This is a genomic window from Streptomyces violaceus (assembly GCF_036014075.1).
Taxonomy (GTDB): domain Bacteria; phylum Actinomycetota; class Actinomycetes; order Streptomycetales; family Streptomycetaceae; genus Streptomyces; species Streptomyces violaceus.
In genome coordinates this window covers 2,123,176-2,138,797 of the sequence record NZ_CP107911.1, presented here as the reverse complement: position 1 = coordinate 2,138,797, position 15,622 = coordinate 2,123,176, and the positions used below count along the sequence as shown (strand labels likewise).

The window sequence follows — 15,622 nt, the reverse complement described above, 5'->3', positions numbered from 1 at the left end:
GGACCAGTCATGAACGACCAACGCTTCCCCGCTCTGCGCCGACGCGGCTTCCTCGCAGCGACCACCGGCGCCGCCGCCCTCGCCCTCGTCGGCTGCGGCGGCGGCACGGACGACAAGGCGGACAGCGGCAGCGGGGGAACGCCGAAGCGCGGCGGACGGCTGCGCGCCGCCTTCGCCGGAGGCGGCGCGAGCGAGACCCTCGACCCGCATCTGGCCAACCTGTTCGCCGACGTCGCCCGCGCCAAGGCCCTCTACGACAAGCTCGCCGACTACGACGCCGATCTCTCCGCCGGCCCCCGCCTCGCCGCCGCGTGGCAGGCGAACAAGGCCCTCGACCGCTGGCAGGTCACCCTGCGCAAGGCCACCTTCCACGACGGCAAGCCGGTCACCGCCAAGGACGTCCTCTACAGCTACCGCCGTATCGCCGACCCGAAGCAGGCGTTCCGCGCCAAGGCGTCCCTGGAACCCATCGACCTCGACGCCAGCCGCGCCACCGGCGAGCGGACCGTCGAGTTCGTCCTCAAGCGCCCCACGGCCGAGTTCCCCAACGTCCTGGCCGCGTTCGGCGCCTACATCGTCCCCGAGAACGCCACGGGCAAAGACTTCGACCAGCGGCCGATCGGCTCCGGCCCCTTCCGCTTCGTCTCCTTCGCGCCCGGCCGCTCCGCAGTCTTCCGCCGCCACGAGGACTACTGGGACGGTGCCCCCTACCTCGACGAGCTCGAATTCGTGGTCGCCAACGAGGAGTCCGCGCGCGTCAACGCCCTCCTCGCGGGCCAGGTCGAGTACGCGCACGAACTCAACCCCACCACCGCCCGCGCCCACGAGGGCCGGGGCCAGATCGAGATCGTCCGGCTGCGCAACAGCGCCATGCAGGCGTTCTGCATGAAGACCGACCGGCCGCCCTTCGACGACAAGCGGGTGCGCGAGGCGTTCTTCCTCATCGCCGACCGCAAGGAACTCGTCGACGGTGCCCTGTCCGGCGCGGGCGAGGCCGGCAACGACCTGTTCGGCAAGGGCTACGAGTACTACGCCGACGGTCTGCCCCAGCGCGAGCAGGACCTCGACCGCGCCCGCGCCCTGCTGAAGCGGGCCGGCGCCGAGAAGCTGAAGGTCACCCTGGACACCTCGGCCGTCGCCGCCGGTTTCACCGAGGCGGCCGGCATCTTCCGCGACCAGGCCGCCAAGGCGGGCGTCACGATCGACGTGCGGATGGGCAGCAAGGACTCCTACTGGAGCGACATCCTCGACAGCGGCACCCTGTGCTGCTACCGCTCCGGCGCCATGCCCATCGAGGCCCACATCTCCCAGCGGCTGCTCACCGACTCCACGACCAACGCCACCCGGTGGCGGCACAAGGACTTCGACGCCCTCTACCAGCAGGCGCAGTCCACCCGCGACAAGACCGGGCGGGCCGCCGTCTACGAGCGGATGCAGCGGCGCCTGTACGCCGAGGGCGGCTTCCTCGTCTGGGGCTTCGCCGACTGGATCCTCGGAACGGCCCGCAAGGTCAGGGGAGTCGAGACCAAGGCCCCGGCCAACACCCTTGACTGGGCCCGCTTCGACAAGGTGTGGCTCGCGTGAAAGAGAGCGGCCTGGGCTCGTTCGTCGTCCGGCGGCTCATCCTCGGCCTCGTCCAGACCGTGGCCGTGGTGCTGCTGGTCTTCGCGCTCACCGAGGCCCTCCCGGGCGACGCCGCCGTGGCCCTCGCGGGCGACCAGCCCGACCCCGCGCGCATCGCGGCGATCCGCGAGACCCTGGAGCTGGACCGGCCCGCCTACGCACGTCTGGCCGACTGGGCGACGGGCCTCCTGCACGGCGACTTCGGCACCTCCCTGACCTCAGGCCGCCCGGTCGCCCACTACATCGCCGACGGCTTCGGCCCGAGCCTGCTGCTGGCCGCGCTCACCGTCGCCCTGCTCGTCCCGCTCGGCTTCGGTCTCGGCGTGCTCGCCGCCCACCACGAGGGACGACTGGTCGACCGGCTGGTCAGCTCCGTGACGCTCGCCGTGTACGCCGTGCCCGAATTCGCCCTCGGGGTGCTGCTGGTGACGGTCGTCGCGCTGAAGCTGGCCTGGCTGCCGCCGACGGCGGTGGGCTACGGCACGGACCTGCTCGGCCACCCGGCCGTGCTCGTCCTGCCGGTGCTGGTCCTGCTGTCCCGCCCGGTCTGCTCCCTGTCCCGCCTGGTCCGGGCCGGCATGGTCGACGCCCTCGCCTCGCCCTACGTGGCCCACGCCCGCCGCTACGGCGTCTCCGGCGCCCGTGTCCGCTACGCCCACGCCCTGCCGGGCGCCCTGGCCCCGGCCGCGCAGCAACTCGCCCGCACCGTCGACTGGCTGCTGTGCGGCGTCATCGTCGTGGAGGCGCTCTTCGTGATCCCCGGCCTGGGCACGGTCCTCCTCAACGCGGTCGCCGAGCGGGACGTGCCGGTGGTGCAGGGGCTGGCGGTGGTGTTCGGCGTGCTGACCGTCGTACTGAACCTGGGCGCGGACGTGGTGGCGTACCGGCTGACGCCGCGGGCGGGGGTGGCGGCGTGAGGGCCCCGCGCCGACTGCTGCTCGGCCTCGCCGTCGTCGCGGTCCCCCTGCTTCTCGCCCTCCTGGGGCCCCTGTTCGCCGACGACCCCGGCACCCGCGCCGTCTCCTTCACCCTCGGCGGCGGCCACTGGCTCGGCACCGACTTCGTCGGCCGGGACGTCTGGCAGCAGGTGCTGCACGGCGGCCGAACGGTCGTGCTGACCGCGCTCGCCGCGACGGCCCTCGCCTACCTTGTCGCCCTGCCGGTCGGACTCGCCGGAGCGGTCACCCGCGCACGGTGGCTGGAGGAGCTGCTGATGCGGCCGCTGGACGTGCTGCTCGCCGTACCGTCGCTGCTGCTGATCCTGCTCGTGGCGTCCGTGTTCTCGCCGGGCACGTCCGGCCTCGCGCTGCTCGTCGCGCTGGTGAACGTGCCCGACGCCGCCCGGATCGTACGGGCCGCCGCGGCCGAGGCGGCGGCCCGGCCCGCCGTGGAGGCCCTGCGTATGCAGGGCGAGTCGTGGTGGCGCGTCGCCGTCGGCTACGTCGGCCGCTGCGCCCTGCGCACCCTGGCCGCCGACGCCGGTATCCGGCTGACCGGCGTGCTGTATCTGGTGTCGACGGCCGCGTTCCTCGGCGTGGGCGTCGCCCCGGACGCCGCCGACTGGGCCGTCATGGTCGACCGCAACCGCACGGGCCTGTTCATCCAGCCCTGGGCCGTGGTCGTGCCCGCCCTGCTGATCGTCGCGCTGACGACGGGCACCAACCTGCTCTTCGACGCCGCACTGGACAAGAAAGGGCGACGCCCGTGAGCCATGAGACCGACCTGGTCGCCGAGATCCGTGACCTGCGCGTCGAGATCGCCGGCCGGGCCATCGTCGACGGGGTGGACCTGCGCGTCGTCCCCGGCCGGGTGACCGCCCTGGTCGGCGCCTCCGGGAGCGGCAAGACCACCACAGGCCTCGCGCTGCTGGGGGAGTATCCGGCCGGGGCCCGGGTCACCGGGGAGGTCCGCCGGTCCGGGGACGGCCCGGTCGGGTACGTGCCGCAGCATCCCGCCGCCGTCCTCAACCCGGCCCGCCGCGTCAGCGCCCTGCTCGACGACATCGCCCGCGCCCAGGTACGTCACCTGCCCCGCGCGCAGCGCCGCACGGCGGCCCGGGAACGGGTGCTCGAAGCCCTGACAGCGGCCCAGCTCCCCCACGCGGACGCCCTGTTGCGTCGGTATCCCCACCAGCTCTCCGGCGGCCAGCAGCAACGCGTCGTCCTCGCCCAGGCCCTCCTCCTCGGCGCCCGCGTCATCGTCGCGGACGAACCCACCACCGGCCAGGACGCGCTCACCAAGAGCGGCGTCGTCGACCAGCTGGCGGCGGTCGCGGCCCGCGGCATCGCGGTCGTCCTGCTCAGCCATGACCTGGACGTGGTCCGCGCCCTCGCCGACGAGGTCCTCGTCCTGCACACGGGCCGCGTCGTCGAGTCGGGCCCCGCCCAACGCCTGTGGCACGCACCTCGCCACGCATGGACCCGCCGTCTCCTCACCGAACCCGGCACAGCTCTCGTTGACGAGAGCGGCACTGACGTGGCGCAGGACGACGTCAGCCCCGCCCCCGCCCGGCCGGTACCCGACCGCCCTGCCCGTGCCCAGGCCGCCGAGCACACCCCCGACCTGATCCGTCCCCCCGTCCTGCGCGTAAGCCACCTCATCGCCCGGCACCACGGCGGCGGCCGTCGAGGCACCACCACCGTCCTGCGCGCCCCGCACCTCGACCTGCACCCCGGCGAATGCCTCGCCGTCGTCGGCCGCTCGGGCAGCGGCAAGACCACCCTCGCCCGCTGCCTGGCCGGACTCCACCGGGACCACGACGGCGAGATCCTGCTCGACGGGACCGCCCTGCCGCGCAGCCTGCGGCAGCGCAGCCGTGCCCAACTGGCGGCCGTGCAGTACGTCTTCCAGGACGCCCGGGCCGCCTTCGACGAGCACCGGCCCGTCCTCGCCCAGGTCGCCCGCACCGCCGTCCGGTTGCGCGGCACCGACGAGAAGACGGCCACGGACGAGGCCCTGACCACGCTCGCGAGCCTCGGGCTCCCGGACGGCCTCGTCCGCCGCCGCCCCGGCGAGCTCTCCGGCGGTGAACTCCAGCGCGCCGCCCTCGCCCGCGCCCTCCTCGCCCGCCCCCGCGTCCTGGTCTGCGACGAGATCACCTCCGGCCTCGACACCGTCACCCGCCGCGGCATCCTGGACCTGCTCACCGCACTCGTCCGCGACCGCGACGACCTCGCCCTCGTGCTCATCACCCACGACCTGGACACGGCGGCGCTCGCCCACCGCATCGCCGTGCTGGACGCGGGCGAAGTCGTCGAACAGGGCCCGGCCCGAAGGGTCCTGACCGAGCCGCGCCATCCCTTCACCGCCGCCCTCGCGGAGACGATCGCCCGTCTCGATACGTATACCCGGGCATGAACCGAAGCGAGTCACACCCGTTACGAGTTGAACGAGGGCACGGCCCTGTGATTAAGGTGCGGGCGATGTTCTGCGCAGACACCACACCTTTACCCCGGGCCAGACGAGGCACAGCCGCTTCGAGTCGCTGGGGGAGGGCCCGTGAGTGACACGGTGGCAACGGCCCGCCCGGCGGCCGAAGAGGCCCGGGCTACCCGGACGAAAGAGCAGGACACGCCGGCCCGACCGGTCCGGCAGCGGGACGCGTTCTTCGACAACGCCAAGTACCTGGCGATCGTACTGGTGGCCGTGGGGCACGCCTGGGAGCCGTTGCGGCCGGGCAGCAGGGCCGTCACCGCTCTCTACATGCTCGTCTACGCCTTCCACATGCCGGCGTTCATCATCATCTCCGGCTACTTCTCGCGCACCTTCGACGGAAGCCCGGGGAAGCTGAAGCGCCTGGTCACCGGCGTCGTCGTCCCGTACGTCGTGTTCGAGACGGCGTACACCCTGTTCACCCGCTGGACCAGCCAGGACCCGGACCGGCCGATCAGCCTGCTGGACCCGCTCTACCTGACCTGGTTCCTCGCGGCGCTGTTCATCTGGCGGCTGACCACGCCGGTGTGGCGGCATGTGCGGTGGCCGCTGCCGCTGGCCTTCGTCATCGCGATGCTGGCGACGCTCTCGCCGTCCCTCGGCAACGACCTCGACCTGCAACGCACCCTGCAGTTCCTGCCGTACTTCGTCTTCGGGCTGCTGCTGCGGCCGGAGCACTTCCGGCTGGTGCGCCGGCGCAAGGTGCGCATCCTCGCCGTGCCGGTCGCCCTCTGCGCCCTCGCCGTGGCGTACTGGGCGGTTCCGCGGATGAACTACGCCTGGTTCTTCCATGCCGACAGCGCCCGGGCCCTGGCCGCGCCCTTCTGGTACGGGCCCCTGATGACCCTGGCCGCCTTCGGCTGCTCGGTCGTCCTGGTCGTCTGTTTCCTCGCCTGGGTGCCGGGGCGCCGGATGTGGTTCACCGTGCTGGGCGCGGGCACGCTGTGCGGCTATCTGCTGCACGGCTTCGTCGCGCAGGCCGCCAAGCACTGGGGCTGGTACGAACCGGCCTGGGTCCAGGGGCCCGTCGGCGCGCTCACGGCCACCCTGGTGGCCGCCGCGGTCATGACAGCGCTGTGCACGCCGTCCGTACGGCGTCTCTTCCGCTGCGTGACGGAACCGGGGATGGAGGGGGCCTTCCGCCGAGCTGCGGGGTGAGCGTCGAGCCCGCACGCTGGAGAGACAGCACACTTCTCCGCGAGGGAGCACGGGCATGGCGAGGCGCCGCAGTGAGGGCGGGAAGCCGAAGAAGAAGGGCGACAAGGTCACCTGGAGCAGTCACGGCAGCCGGACCGAGGGCGAGGTGGAGAAGGAGATCACCGAGCGGACCCGGGCAGCGGGCCGCACCGTCGACGCCTCGTCCGACGATCCGCGGTACCAGGTGCGCAGCGACAAGTCCGGCAGGTCCGCCGTGCACAAGCCGTCCGCGCTCAAGAGGAAGAAGTGAGCCGGCGTGGACGGCGAGGAGCGCCGGCCAGCAGCAGGGCGGGGCGAGTCCACCGGGCACGCTTCCCGCATCTGGCTCGGCGGCCCTCCGGCGACGTGGAGGACAGCCGGTGGCGCCCCTCACTCATGAACTGGGGCCACGACCCGTCGGCGTGAGACCGTTCAGCGCCTCCGTCATCTGGTGCTGCGTCTCTTCGGCCACCACGCGGGCCTCCTCGACGACGTCACCGCGTTCGCGGATGAGGCTCTCGTAGATCGGAAGTTCTTCGGTCCGGATCGAGTCGGTTTTCACAGGGTTGGTCCTATCGCTTTACTGCCGGGTCTGAGGGGCCCGTGTAAGTCTGCGTCATGACCCTCTGCGGTGTTACCCACCCCCGTCATGCTCATATTTCCGTCACGTGCTTCGCGAATTCCCCAACATTGCGACCGTGGACAGCGCGAAGGGCCCCGGGATTCGTGCCCGGGGCCCTTCGCGGGGGTTCGTCAGAGCGAGGTCGTGTGAACGCCCGCGTTCGCGCCCGCCGCGGCGCCCTCCGTCGACAGCGCCGCCTGCAGGTTCCCGCAGACCTCGGCGGTCAGCGGACCGACCAGGCCGGCGGAGAGGCCGCCCGCGAGGCCCGCGGAGGCAGCGCCACCCGCGTTGCCGCCGGAGACCTGCTCCAGGTCCGCGTCGGAGAGCTCGGCGATGTCGACCCGGGGGGTGAGGTTCATGGGGGTGTTTCCCTTCGCGTGAATGTGCGCAATGGCGGAGCGGCGCGGGTGATCGCGGGATTCCGGGGGCCGGGATCCCGCATCCGCGGTGCCGCCGTGCGCAGGATCAAAACATTCCGCTGAGCGGAGGGCCAGCCGCATGCCGTCGCCGCACCCGGCATTTAGGTGACCGCCTTCACCGCCATGACCACGGGGTCGCCGAATTGCGCACACTCCTTCACACATCCCGTCGCCCGGCGGCACACAGGTGCATTGCGCCCCGAATTCCGAAGCGGGCACTTCGGTGCCAAGTTCTCATGCCCCAGGACGGACTTGGCGCCGGGCGCGCCACCCCAGGACGTCCCGGCGGGCGGTGTGCAGATGTGCTGGATGTTCGGTCCCGCCCTGTCAGGTCGCCCCGTCAGGCCGCCGCGGCCGGCTGCATCAGACGGGCCAGCAGGTCGTCCAGGATGACCAGTCCTGTGAGCCCGCCGGCGGGGTCGCGGACGACGGCCAGGGACGAGCGGCGGCGGCGCAGCACCTCGATCGCGTCCGCGACCGTGGTCGACTCCGTCAGCTCGGGCACCGGCCGGGCCAGTTCGCGCGCGGTCGTGGCACGCCCCCGGGCCCGGGCGACCAGGGCGTCACGGGCATGGACGGAGCCGAGGACAATGCCGTTCTCCCGGACGAGCAGCCGGGTGCGGTCGTGCTCGGCTGCGGAACGCAACAGCGCGTCGACGTCCGCGCCGCCCTCGACCCAGGTGATCTCCGCGGCCGGGATCCGCAGCGCCGCGACCGGCGTCTCCGGCTCGGTCAGCGAGCGGGTCAGCAGCTCCGAGTCGGTCGCGCTGATCAGGCCCAGCCGCTCGGACTCCTCCACCAGCCGCGTCAGCTGCTCCCGGTCGTGCACCGAGGCAAGTTCGTCGCGCGGGGCCACCCGGCACAGCCGTACCAGTGCGTTGCTCACCGCGTTGAGCAGCCGGATCAGCGGGTGCACGGCCCGCACCACGGCCCGGAAGGGCGGGGAGAGAAGCATCGCCGAACGCTCGGGGTGGGCGATCGCCCACGACTTGGGCGCCATCTCGCCGACCACCATGTGCAGGAACACCACCACGACCATCGCCACGGCGAACGCGACGCCGTAGCTCACGGCACTGGGCAGGCCCAGCTTGTGCAGCAGCGGGTCGAGTTCGTGCGAGATCGCCGGCTTCGACACCGAGCCCAGGCCCAGCGTGCACACGGTGATGCCCAGCTGGGCGCCGGCCAGCATCAGCGACAGCTCGCGAATTCCGGCCAGTGCCGCCCCGGCCCCGCTCCGCCCCTCCGCCGCAGCCTTCTCCAAACGGTGCCGTTTGGCGGCGACCAGCGCGAACTCGGCCGCCACGAAGAAACCGCTGCCGATCAGCAGCAGTACGGTCACGAAGACCGCCATGGGGAAACTCACGCCATCTCCTCGGCTTCCACGAGCGGGCTGATCCGCACCCGGTCGGCCACGTGCCGGTCGAGCGTGCGGACGTCGATCGCGGCCCGGCCGCCCTCGGGCAGCTCGACCGTGACCCGGTCGCCGACCGTGGGGAAGCGGCCGAGCCGGTCCACGACCAGGCCGGCCACCGTGTCGTAGTCGTCGTCCTCCGGCAGCCGGACACCGGTGGCCTCGGCCACCTCGTCCAGCCGGCGGCCGGCGTCCACGAGCCAGCCGTCGCCGTCCGCGACGGCGAGCACGGTGACGGTGTCGGACTCGTCCGCGATGTCACCGACCAGTTCCTCGGCGATGTCCTCGTAGGTGACGATGCCCGCCACGCCGCCGTGCTCGTCGAGGACGACCGCGAACTCGTCGTCCTGCTCCCGCATCCGTGTCACCGCGTCGGGCAGCGCGAGCGTGTCGGGCAGCAGCAGGGGCCGCCGGGCCACCTCACCGGCCCTCGCGCCGGCGATGCGGGCGGCGGACAGCGCCATCAGCTCGCGCACGCCCAGCACACCGGCGATGTCGTCCGGGTGGTCGCCCAGGACGGGGTAGTTGGAGTGGCCGTGCTCGGCGATCAGGCCGATCGCCTCCTCGGCACCGGCGTCCTTGCGGACGAAGACGGCGTCGGCGCGCGGCACCATCACCTCGTCGAGGGTGCGCTCGGAGAACTCCAGCGCGTGGTCCAACAGGGCGGCGGTGTCCTTCGGCAGCGCGCCCCGCTCGTGGGACTCGCCGATCAGATGGCCCAGCTCCTCCAGCGTGGCGCCGTGGTGCAGTTCCTCGACCGGCTCGATACCGGCCTTGCGCAGCAGCTTGTTCGCCGCGCTGTCGAAGATGTGCACGATGGGGCCGACGACCTTCAGATACGCCAGCGTGGACGGGGCCAGCGCCTTCGCCAGCCGCTCGGGAACCGCGATCGCGAGGTTCTTCGGGGCCAGCTCGCCCAGCACCATCTGCACGACGGTGGCCAGCACGAAGGCGAGGACGACGGCGATACCGCTGACGGCCGCGTCGGGCAGGCCGAGTCCGGACAGGGCGGGCCTGAGCAGCGCGGACACCGACGGCTCGGCGATGAAGCCGACGACCAGGCCGGTGACGGTGATGCCGAGCTGCGCGCCCGACAGCATGAACGACAGCCGCTCCAGCACCTTCAGGGCCCGGGCGGCCTTGCGGTCCCCGGCCTCGGCCGCACGCGCGAGGGCGAGCCGGTCGGCGGAGACGTAGGCGAACTCCTGGGCCACGAAGTAGCCGGTGCCGGCGGTCAGCACGAACACGGCGAGCAGGCCCAGCAGGGCCTCGGCGACACTCACCCGCGCATCGATCGGGAGGGGGCGCCCCGCCGTGTGCCGCGATCACTGATTCCGTGGCGGGATGGTCGGGGACTGTGCCCCGGAGGGTCCGTCGGTCTGGCGGACAAGAACTCGCTCCTCATGTGTGGTGTGTACTCGGGTCAACGACCGTCGTCGCGCCCGTGTTCCCGAATTCTACGACGCTGTAGAGAGGCGCTGTAGAGAACGGTGACCCTCTCCGAGTGCCCCTCACTCCGAGCGGGACTCCTCGGCGAGATCCGGCACCAGCCCGCACAGCGCCGCGCGCTGGTCAGGGCCCATGAATCGGGTGAGCGCCCGCGTGACCGTCTCGGCGAGCGGGCCGGAGGCCTCGGTCAGGAGGTCCCGGGCCTTGTCCGTGAGGGCGACCTCGATACCGCGTTTGTCGCCGCACACCGACCTGCGCGTGACGAGGCCGGCGTGCTGGAGGCAGGCGATCTGGTAGGTGAGGCGGGTCTTGGGGCGGCCCAGGAGTTCCGCGACGCGCGTCATGCGCAGGCCGCCCTCGGGCTGCTCGGCGAGCAGGCACAGGATCAGGAACTCGTCGTGCGAGATGTCCAGCTTCTCCTTCACGACCGCGCGCAGCCGCTGCTCCACCGCCCCTGTCGCGGCGAGCAGCAGCATCCAGGCGCGCAGCTCGGCGGGCAGCAGCCCGCTGCCCTCGCCGGACGGGCATCCGGGCAGGTCGGCGGGGTGCTCCTGGGGGTCGGCCATGCGTTACAGCGTACCTGTCGTCCAAATTTGGAGCAGGGGGTTGTTCAATTTTGGACTAGCGGCTAGCGTGCAATCGTTGCAGTAATCCAAATTTGGACCATACGAGTGGGAGAAGGATCATGACCGTCGCTGTGGAAACCGGACTGTGGCAGCTCGACGTGACCGCCTCGACCGTCGGCATCCGGCACAAGACCATGTGGGGCCTGGTCACCGTGAAGGGCGGCTTCGGGGCACTGAGCGGCACGGGCGAGGTCCGGCCCGACGGCTCCGCCGTCGGCACCCTGACCTTCGACGCCGCCTCCCTCGACACCGGCAACGCCAAGCGCGACACCCATCTGAGGTCCGCCGACTTCTTCGACACCGACCACCACCCCGAGATCACCTTCGCGGCCCGCGGCGCCGAGCTCCGCGACGGCGACCAGGTGCATGTCGTCGGCCAGCTGACCGTGCGCGGCATCAGCAGGCCGCTGTCGCTCACCGCCCGCCTGACGGAGGGGGACGCCACCGGGCTCACGCTGGACACCGAGTTCAGCGTGGACCGTGACCAGTTCGGCCTGGGCTGGAACCAGCTGGGCATGATCCGCGGCCGGACCACGGTCACCGCCGCCCTCCGCTTCGTCCGCGCCACGGGCTGACAGGCTGGGCCGGGGCAGAACGAACCGGCCCGAGGGGGGAGTTCGTACCGTGCGGCAGACTGATGCCGGCGAGCAGGGGCAGCACCCGTCGGCCCGTGGGTCACTCCCCGTGGGCCCGTGGGTCAGTACACGTCCCGCACATACCGCTTGTCCGCCGCGAGTTGCTTCACGTACGCGGTGGCCTCCGCCTCGCTCAGCCCGCCGTGCGTCACCGCGATGTCCCTGAGCGCCCGGTCCACGTCCTTGGCCATACGGGAGGCGTCACCGCAGACGTAGAAGCGGGCCCCCTCGCACAGCCAGTGCCACAGCTCGGGTCCGTGCTCGCGCATCCGGTCCTGCACGTACACCTTGTTGCGCTGGTCACGGGAGAAGGCGGTGTCCAGACGCGTGAGGGTGCCCTCGTCGAGCAGCGCGGCCAGCTCGTCCTCGTAGTAGAAGTCCGTCGCGCGGTGCTGCTCGCCGAAGAACAGCCAGTTGGGAGCCCGGTGGCCGAGCGCCCGCCGCTCCTGGAGGAAGCCGACGAAGGGCGCGACACCGGTGCCCGGGCCGACCATGACCATCGGCGTCGAGGCGTCTCCCGGGGGCCGGAAGTGCGGCGAGCGCTGCACGAACACGGGTACCTCCGTCTCCGCTTCGGCATCCGCGAGGAAGGGCGAGCAGACTCCGCCGCGCGCCCGGCCGTGCAGGTTCTCGTACCGCACCACGGACACCGTCAGCGACACCCGCCCGGCGTCGACCAGCGGGCTGGACGATATGGAGTACAGCCGCGGCTGAAGCCCCCGCAGCACCCCGGCCCACTCCTCGGCACTCGCCCGCACCGCGTACTCGGCGACCACGTCCACGGCCTGCCGGCCCCAGCTCCACTGCGCCAGCCCGTCCTTGTTGTCGGGCCGCAGCAGCCTGCGCAACTCGTGCTTGTCCCGCGCGCGTTCGGCGACGAAGCGCAGCAGGTCGGGCGTGATCCTCGTGATGTCGAAGTGCCGGTGCAGGGCCTCGGCGAACGGCACCTCACCAACGCCCTTGACCTGCACGGGTGTTGTCGCGTCCAGGCCGGTCACCGCCAGCCACTCCTCCACGAGGGCAAGCGCGTTGACCGGCCGCACACCGAGCGCGTCCCCGGCCTCGTACGCCAGCTCCGTCCCGCTCGTGTCGAACGTGAACCGGCGGACCTCCTTGCCCGCGCCGGGCCGGCTGAGCAACTGGTTGCCGACGAGCCGGGCGGCGGTGGCGGCGGGCTTGGACTTGGTCCTCGGCTTCTCGGCCGGGGCAGGTGCCGGGGCCGTGCCCGTGCCGCCCAGCGCCGAGAGCACCTGGTCGAGCCACTCCCCGGCCGAGAGCTCGTAGTCCGGCTCGCAGTCCGTACGCGGGGCCAGCCGCACCCCGCCCAGCTCGTCGAGCCGCGCGTCCAGCCGCCGCCCGTGCCCGCAGAAGTCGTCGTAGGAGGAGTCCCCGAAGGCGAGGACGGCATACCGCACCCCGTCCAGCCGCGGGGCGGGGTCGCCGGAGAGCGCGTCCCAGAGGCCGCTGCCGTTGTCGGGCGCGTCGCCGTCCCCGAAGGTGCTGGTGATGAAGAGCAGGTCGGCCGTGCGGGCGAGCGTCCCGATGTCGGCCTCGTCCATGCCGACGAGGGTCGCGTGGTGCCCTGTCGCGGTCAGGCGCTCGGCGGTGGCGGAGGCGAACTCCTCGGCGTTCCCGGTCTGCGAGGCCCACAGCACGACGATCTCGCGGCCGGCCGGTTCCTGCGGCGCCGCGGTCGGGGTCCGGGACGTCCGGGAGTACATGCCGGCGAGGACCCCGTTGACCCACAGGGCGTGCTCGGCGGAGAAGGGCGCGTCGGGCGGCAGCACCGGGACACCGCCGAGGGTGCCCGAGCCGAGCCCGGCGAGGAAACCGGTGAGGTACCGGCGTTCCTGGGAGGAGAGGACCGGCGGTGGGGAGGGTTCCAGGCCGAAGGGATCGGCGGCGCCCGGGGTCACCTCCGTCGGTACGAGCGCCTCTGCGGGCGGCGCCGGTGCCGGTGCGGCCACCTTCGCCAGTGAGACGGCGCACGCCTTGAACTCCGGCTGGAACGACAGCGGATCCACCGCGTCGCTCGTCACCGCGTTGATGCTCAGATACTCGCCGAACAGGTCGTTCCAGTGGAACGGCGCGAAGCAGCACCCCGGCCGCACCCGGTCCGTCACCACCGCCGGCAGCACGGCCCGCCCGCGCCGCGAGGCGACCTCGACCAGATCGCCCTCCGCGACGCCTAGCGCCTCCGCGTCCTGCGGGTGGAGCTCCACGAAGGGCCCCGAGTTCAGCTTGTTGAGCTTCGCGACCTTGCCGGTCTTGGTGAGCGTGTGCCACTGGTGCTGCACCCGCCCGGTGTTGAGGACGAACGGATAGTCGTCGTCCGGCATCTCGGCGGCGGGCAGATGCGGGCGTGCGAAGAAGACGCCCCGACCGGAGGCCGTCGGAAAACGCAGCCCGTCGTCACCGACGTACCGGATGGGATTGCGCTCCGGCCCGTCCTCACGCGCGGCCGGCCACTGCACGGGCGTCTCACGAAGCCGCTCGTAGGACACCCCGCGCAGGTCCCACCCGGTCTTCGGGTTCCAGAACCGCCGGATCTCCTCGAAGACCTGCTCGGCGCTGTCGTACGAGAACCCCTTCTCGTACCCCATCGCGCACGCCACCTCCGCGATGATCCGCCAGTCGGCCATCGCCTCCCCGGGCGGGTCCGCGGCCGGCCGGGTCAGCGTGAGGTTGCGCTCGCTGTTGACGAAGACGCCCTCCGCCTCCGTCCACATCGCGCCCGGCAGGACGACGTCGGCGTAGGCGTTCGTCTCGGTGTCGGTGAACACGTCCTGCGTGACGACGAACTCGGCTGCCTCGAGGCCCTCGATGACCGTACGGCGGTTGGCGACCGAGGCGACCGGGTTGGTGCAGATGATCCAGCAGGCCTTGATCTCCCCGTCGGCCATCTTCCGGAACATCTCGACGGTGCCCTTCCCGACGCCGTCCTTGCGCAGTGTCCCCGGCGGCAGCTCCCACACGTCCTCGGCGAACGCCCGCTCCTCGTCCACGAGCACCGACCGCTGCCCCGGCAGACCCGGGCCCATGTACCCCATCTCGCGCCCGCCCATGGCGTTGGGCTGACCGGTGAGGGAGAACGGCCCGGCGCCGGGACGGCAGATCGCCCCCGTCGCCAGATGCAGATTGACCAGGGCGTTGGTGTTCCAGGTGCCGTGCGTGGACTGGTTGAGCCCCATGGTCCAGCAGCTCATCCACCGCCGGCCGGCCTCGCCGATCAGCCGGGCGGCGGTCCGCAGCTCGTCCTCCGCGATCCCGGTGATCTCCGCGACCGCGGCCGGGGCGTAGTCGGCGAGGAACCCGGGCAGGGCCTCCCAGCCCTCGGTGTGCGCGGCCACGAACTCCGGGTCGGTGTGGCCGCCCTCGTGCAGCAGATGCAGCAGACCGTTCAGCAACGCCAGGTCAGTCCCCGGCCTGACCTGCAGGAACAGATCGGCCTTCGCCGCGGTCGCGGTCCGCCGCGGATCGACGACGATCAGCTTGGCGCCCGCCTTGACCCGCTCCATCATCCGCAGGAAGAGGATCGGATGGCAGTCGGCCATGTTCGACCCGATGACGAGAAAGGCATCCGCCTGATCGAAGTCCTCGTACGACCCGGGCGGCCCGTCCGCCCCCAGTGACAGCTTGTAGCCGGTGCCCGCGCTCGCCATGCACAGCCGCGAGTTCGACTCGATCAGGTTCGTCCGCACGAACCCCTTGGCCAGCTTGTTCGCCAGATACTGCGCCTCGAGGCTCATCTGCCCCGAGACGTAGAAGGCGACCGCGTCCGGCCCGTGCTCGTCGACGATCGCCCGCAGCCGCGCCGCGGTCTCGGCGATCGCGCCGGCCACCGGCGCCGGGACCGCCTCCTCGCCCCGGTCGTCCCGCACCAGCGCGCTGGTCAGCCGCCCGGGAGCGGCGAGCATGTCGGCCGTGGTCGCGCCCTTGGTGCAGAGCCGCCCCGCGTTGGCCGGATGCGCCTTGTCGCCGGACGCCTTCAAGATCGTGCGCCGGCCGTCCGGCCCCGCCCCGACATCGAGTACGAGACCGCAGCCCACACCGCAGTACGAGCAGACGGTGCGCACCTGCCGCGTCTCCTGCCGGGTCTCAGGGGTCGTGGTCATGCCCCTGAGGGTACGAATCGCCCGTTACGCCGCTGTCACACCGCTTGATCAACAGGGGTTACGCCCGTCACACAGCCGCCTTCTGGCCGTTGTGAGGTGCATTGAGGTCGCGGA

General features: G+C 72.1%; 13 protein-coding genes and 1 pseudogene. 8 read left to right on the top strand and 6 right to left on the bottom strand.

What is annotated here, in order from left to right; all coding sequences use genetic code 11:
- Window positions 1-9 precede the first annotated feature (9 nt).
- The 7 genes and pseudogenes from OG542_RS09560 to OG542_RS09530 all read left to right on the top strand — a co-directional run.
- Window positions 10-1,584, top strand: a complete 1,575-nt coding sequence (locus OG542_RS09560; protein ID WP_328409905.1) for an ABC transporter substrate-binding protein — start codon at window positions 10-12, stop codon at window positions 1,582-1,584.
- Window positions 1,581-2,540 carry an ABC transporter permease gene (locus OG542_RS09555; protein ID WP_328409903.1) on the top strand — a complete coding sequence of 320 codons (960 nt, stop codon included), beginning with the start codon at window positions 1,581-1,583 and terminating at the stop codon, window positions 2,538-2,540. Before OG542_RS09560 ends, OG542_RS09555 begins: the two co-directional genes overlap by 4 nt.
- Window positions 2,537-3,331: an ABC transporter permease gene (locus tag OG542_RS09550; protein ID WP_328409901.1), complete on the top strand. Its 795-nt coding sequence runs from the start codon at window positions 2,537-2,539 to the stop codon at window positions 3,329-3,331. Before OG542_RS09555 ends, OG542_RS09550 begins: the two co-directional genes overlap by 4 nt.
- Window positions 3,328-4,980: an ABC transporter ATP-binding protein gene (locus OG542_RS09545; RefSeq protein ID WP_328409899.1), complete on the top strand. Its 1,653-nt coding sequence runs from the start codon at window positions 3,328-3,330 to the stop codon at window positions 4,978-4,980. Before OG542_RS09550 ends, OG542_RS09545 begins: the two co-directional genes overlap by 4 nt.
- A 141-nt stretch (window positions 4,981-5,121) precedes the next feature.
- Entirely contained in the window at window positions 5,122-6,213 is a 1,092-nt protein-coding gene (locus tag OG542_RS09540) for an acyltransferase family protein (RefSeq protein WP_328409897.1), read from the top strand.
- A 55-nt stretch (window positions 6,214-6,268) separates the two neighbouring features.
- Window positions 6,269-6,502 carry a hypervirulence associated TUDOR domain-containing protein gene (locus OG542_RS09535; protein WP_328409896.1) on the top strand — a complete coding sequence of 78 codons (234 nt, stop codon included), beginning with the start codon at window positions 6,269-6,271 and terminating at the stop codon, window positions 6,500-6,502.
- 68 nt (window positions 6,503-6,570) lie between these two features.
- Window positions 6,571-6,657: pseudogene (locus tag OG542_RS09530) on the top strand (DUF3140 domain-containing protein); the annotation flags it as partial.
- On the opposite strand, the gene OG542_RS09525 reads toward OG542_RS09530, so the two are convergent.
- From OG542_RS09525 to OG542_RS09505, 5 genes are all read right to left on the bottom strand, one after another.
- Window positions 6,626-6,793, bottom strand: a complete 168-nt coding sequence (locus OG542_RS09525; protein WP_184590291.1) for a hypothetical protein — start codon at window positions 6,791-6,793, stop codon at window positions 6,626-6,628. The pseudogene OG542_RS09530 and the gene OG542_RS09525 overlap by 32 nt on opposite strands.
- Window positions 6,794-6,984: 191 nt before the next feature.
- Window positions 6,985-7,212: a hypothetical protein gene (locus OG542_RS09520; protein WP_184589531.1), complete on the bottom strand. Its 228-nt coding sequence runs from the start codon at window positions 7,210-7,212 to the stop codon at window positions 6,985-6,987.
- A gap of 400 nt (window positions 7,213-7,612) precedes the next feature.
- Entirely contained in the window at window positions 7,613-8,635 is a 1,023-nt protein-coding gene (locus OG542_RS09515) for a hemolysin family protein (RefSeq protein WP_328409894.1), read from the bottom strand.
- Window positions 8,632-9,966: a hemolysin family protein gene (locus OG542_RS09510; RefSeq protein WP_328409892.1), complete on the bottom strand. Its 1,335-nt coding sequence runs from the start codon at window positions 9,964-9,966 to the stop codon at window positions 8,632-8,634. The genes OG542_RS09515 and OG542_RS09510 overlap by 4 nt, the downstream gene beginning before the upstream one ends.
- Before the next feature lie 228 nt (window positions 9,967-10,194).
- The gene (locus OG542_RS09505; protein WP_328409890.1) at window positions 10,195-10,698 is read right to left on the bottom strand and encodes a MarR family winged helix-turn-helix transcriptional regulator; all 504 of its coding nucleotides are present in this window, start codon (window positions 10,696-10,698) and stop codon (window positions 10,195-10,197) included.
- A gap of 119 nt (window positions 10,699-10,817) precedes the next feature.
- Between OG542_RS09505 and OG542_RS09500 the strand changes: the two genes are divergently transcribed.
- On the top strand, window positions 10,818-11,333 hold the full coding sequence (locus OG542_RS09500) for a YceI family protein (protein WP_328409888.1): 516 nt from the start codon (window positions 10,818-10,820) through the stop codon (window positions 11,331-11,333).
- Between the two features lie 122 nt (window positions 11,334-11,455).
- Here the strand turns inward: OG542_RS09500 and OG542_RS09495 are convergent, their stop codons facing one another.
- Window positions 11,456-15,508 carry a bifunctional nitrate reductase/sulfite reductase flavoprotein subunit alpha gene (locus OG542_RS09495; RefSeq protein WP_328409886.1) on the bottom strand — a complete coding sequence of 1,351 codons (4,053 nt, stop codon included), beginning with the start codon at window positions 15,506-15,508 and terminating at the stop codon, window positions 11,456-11,458.
- Window positions 15,509-15,622: the final 114 nt, after the last annotated feature.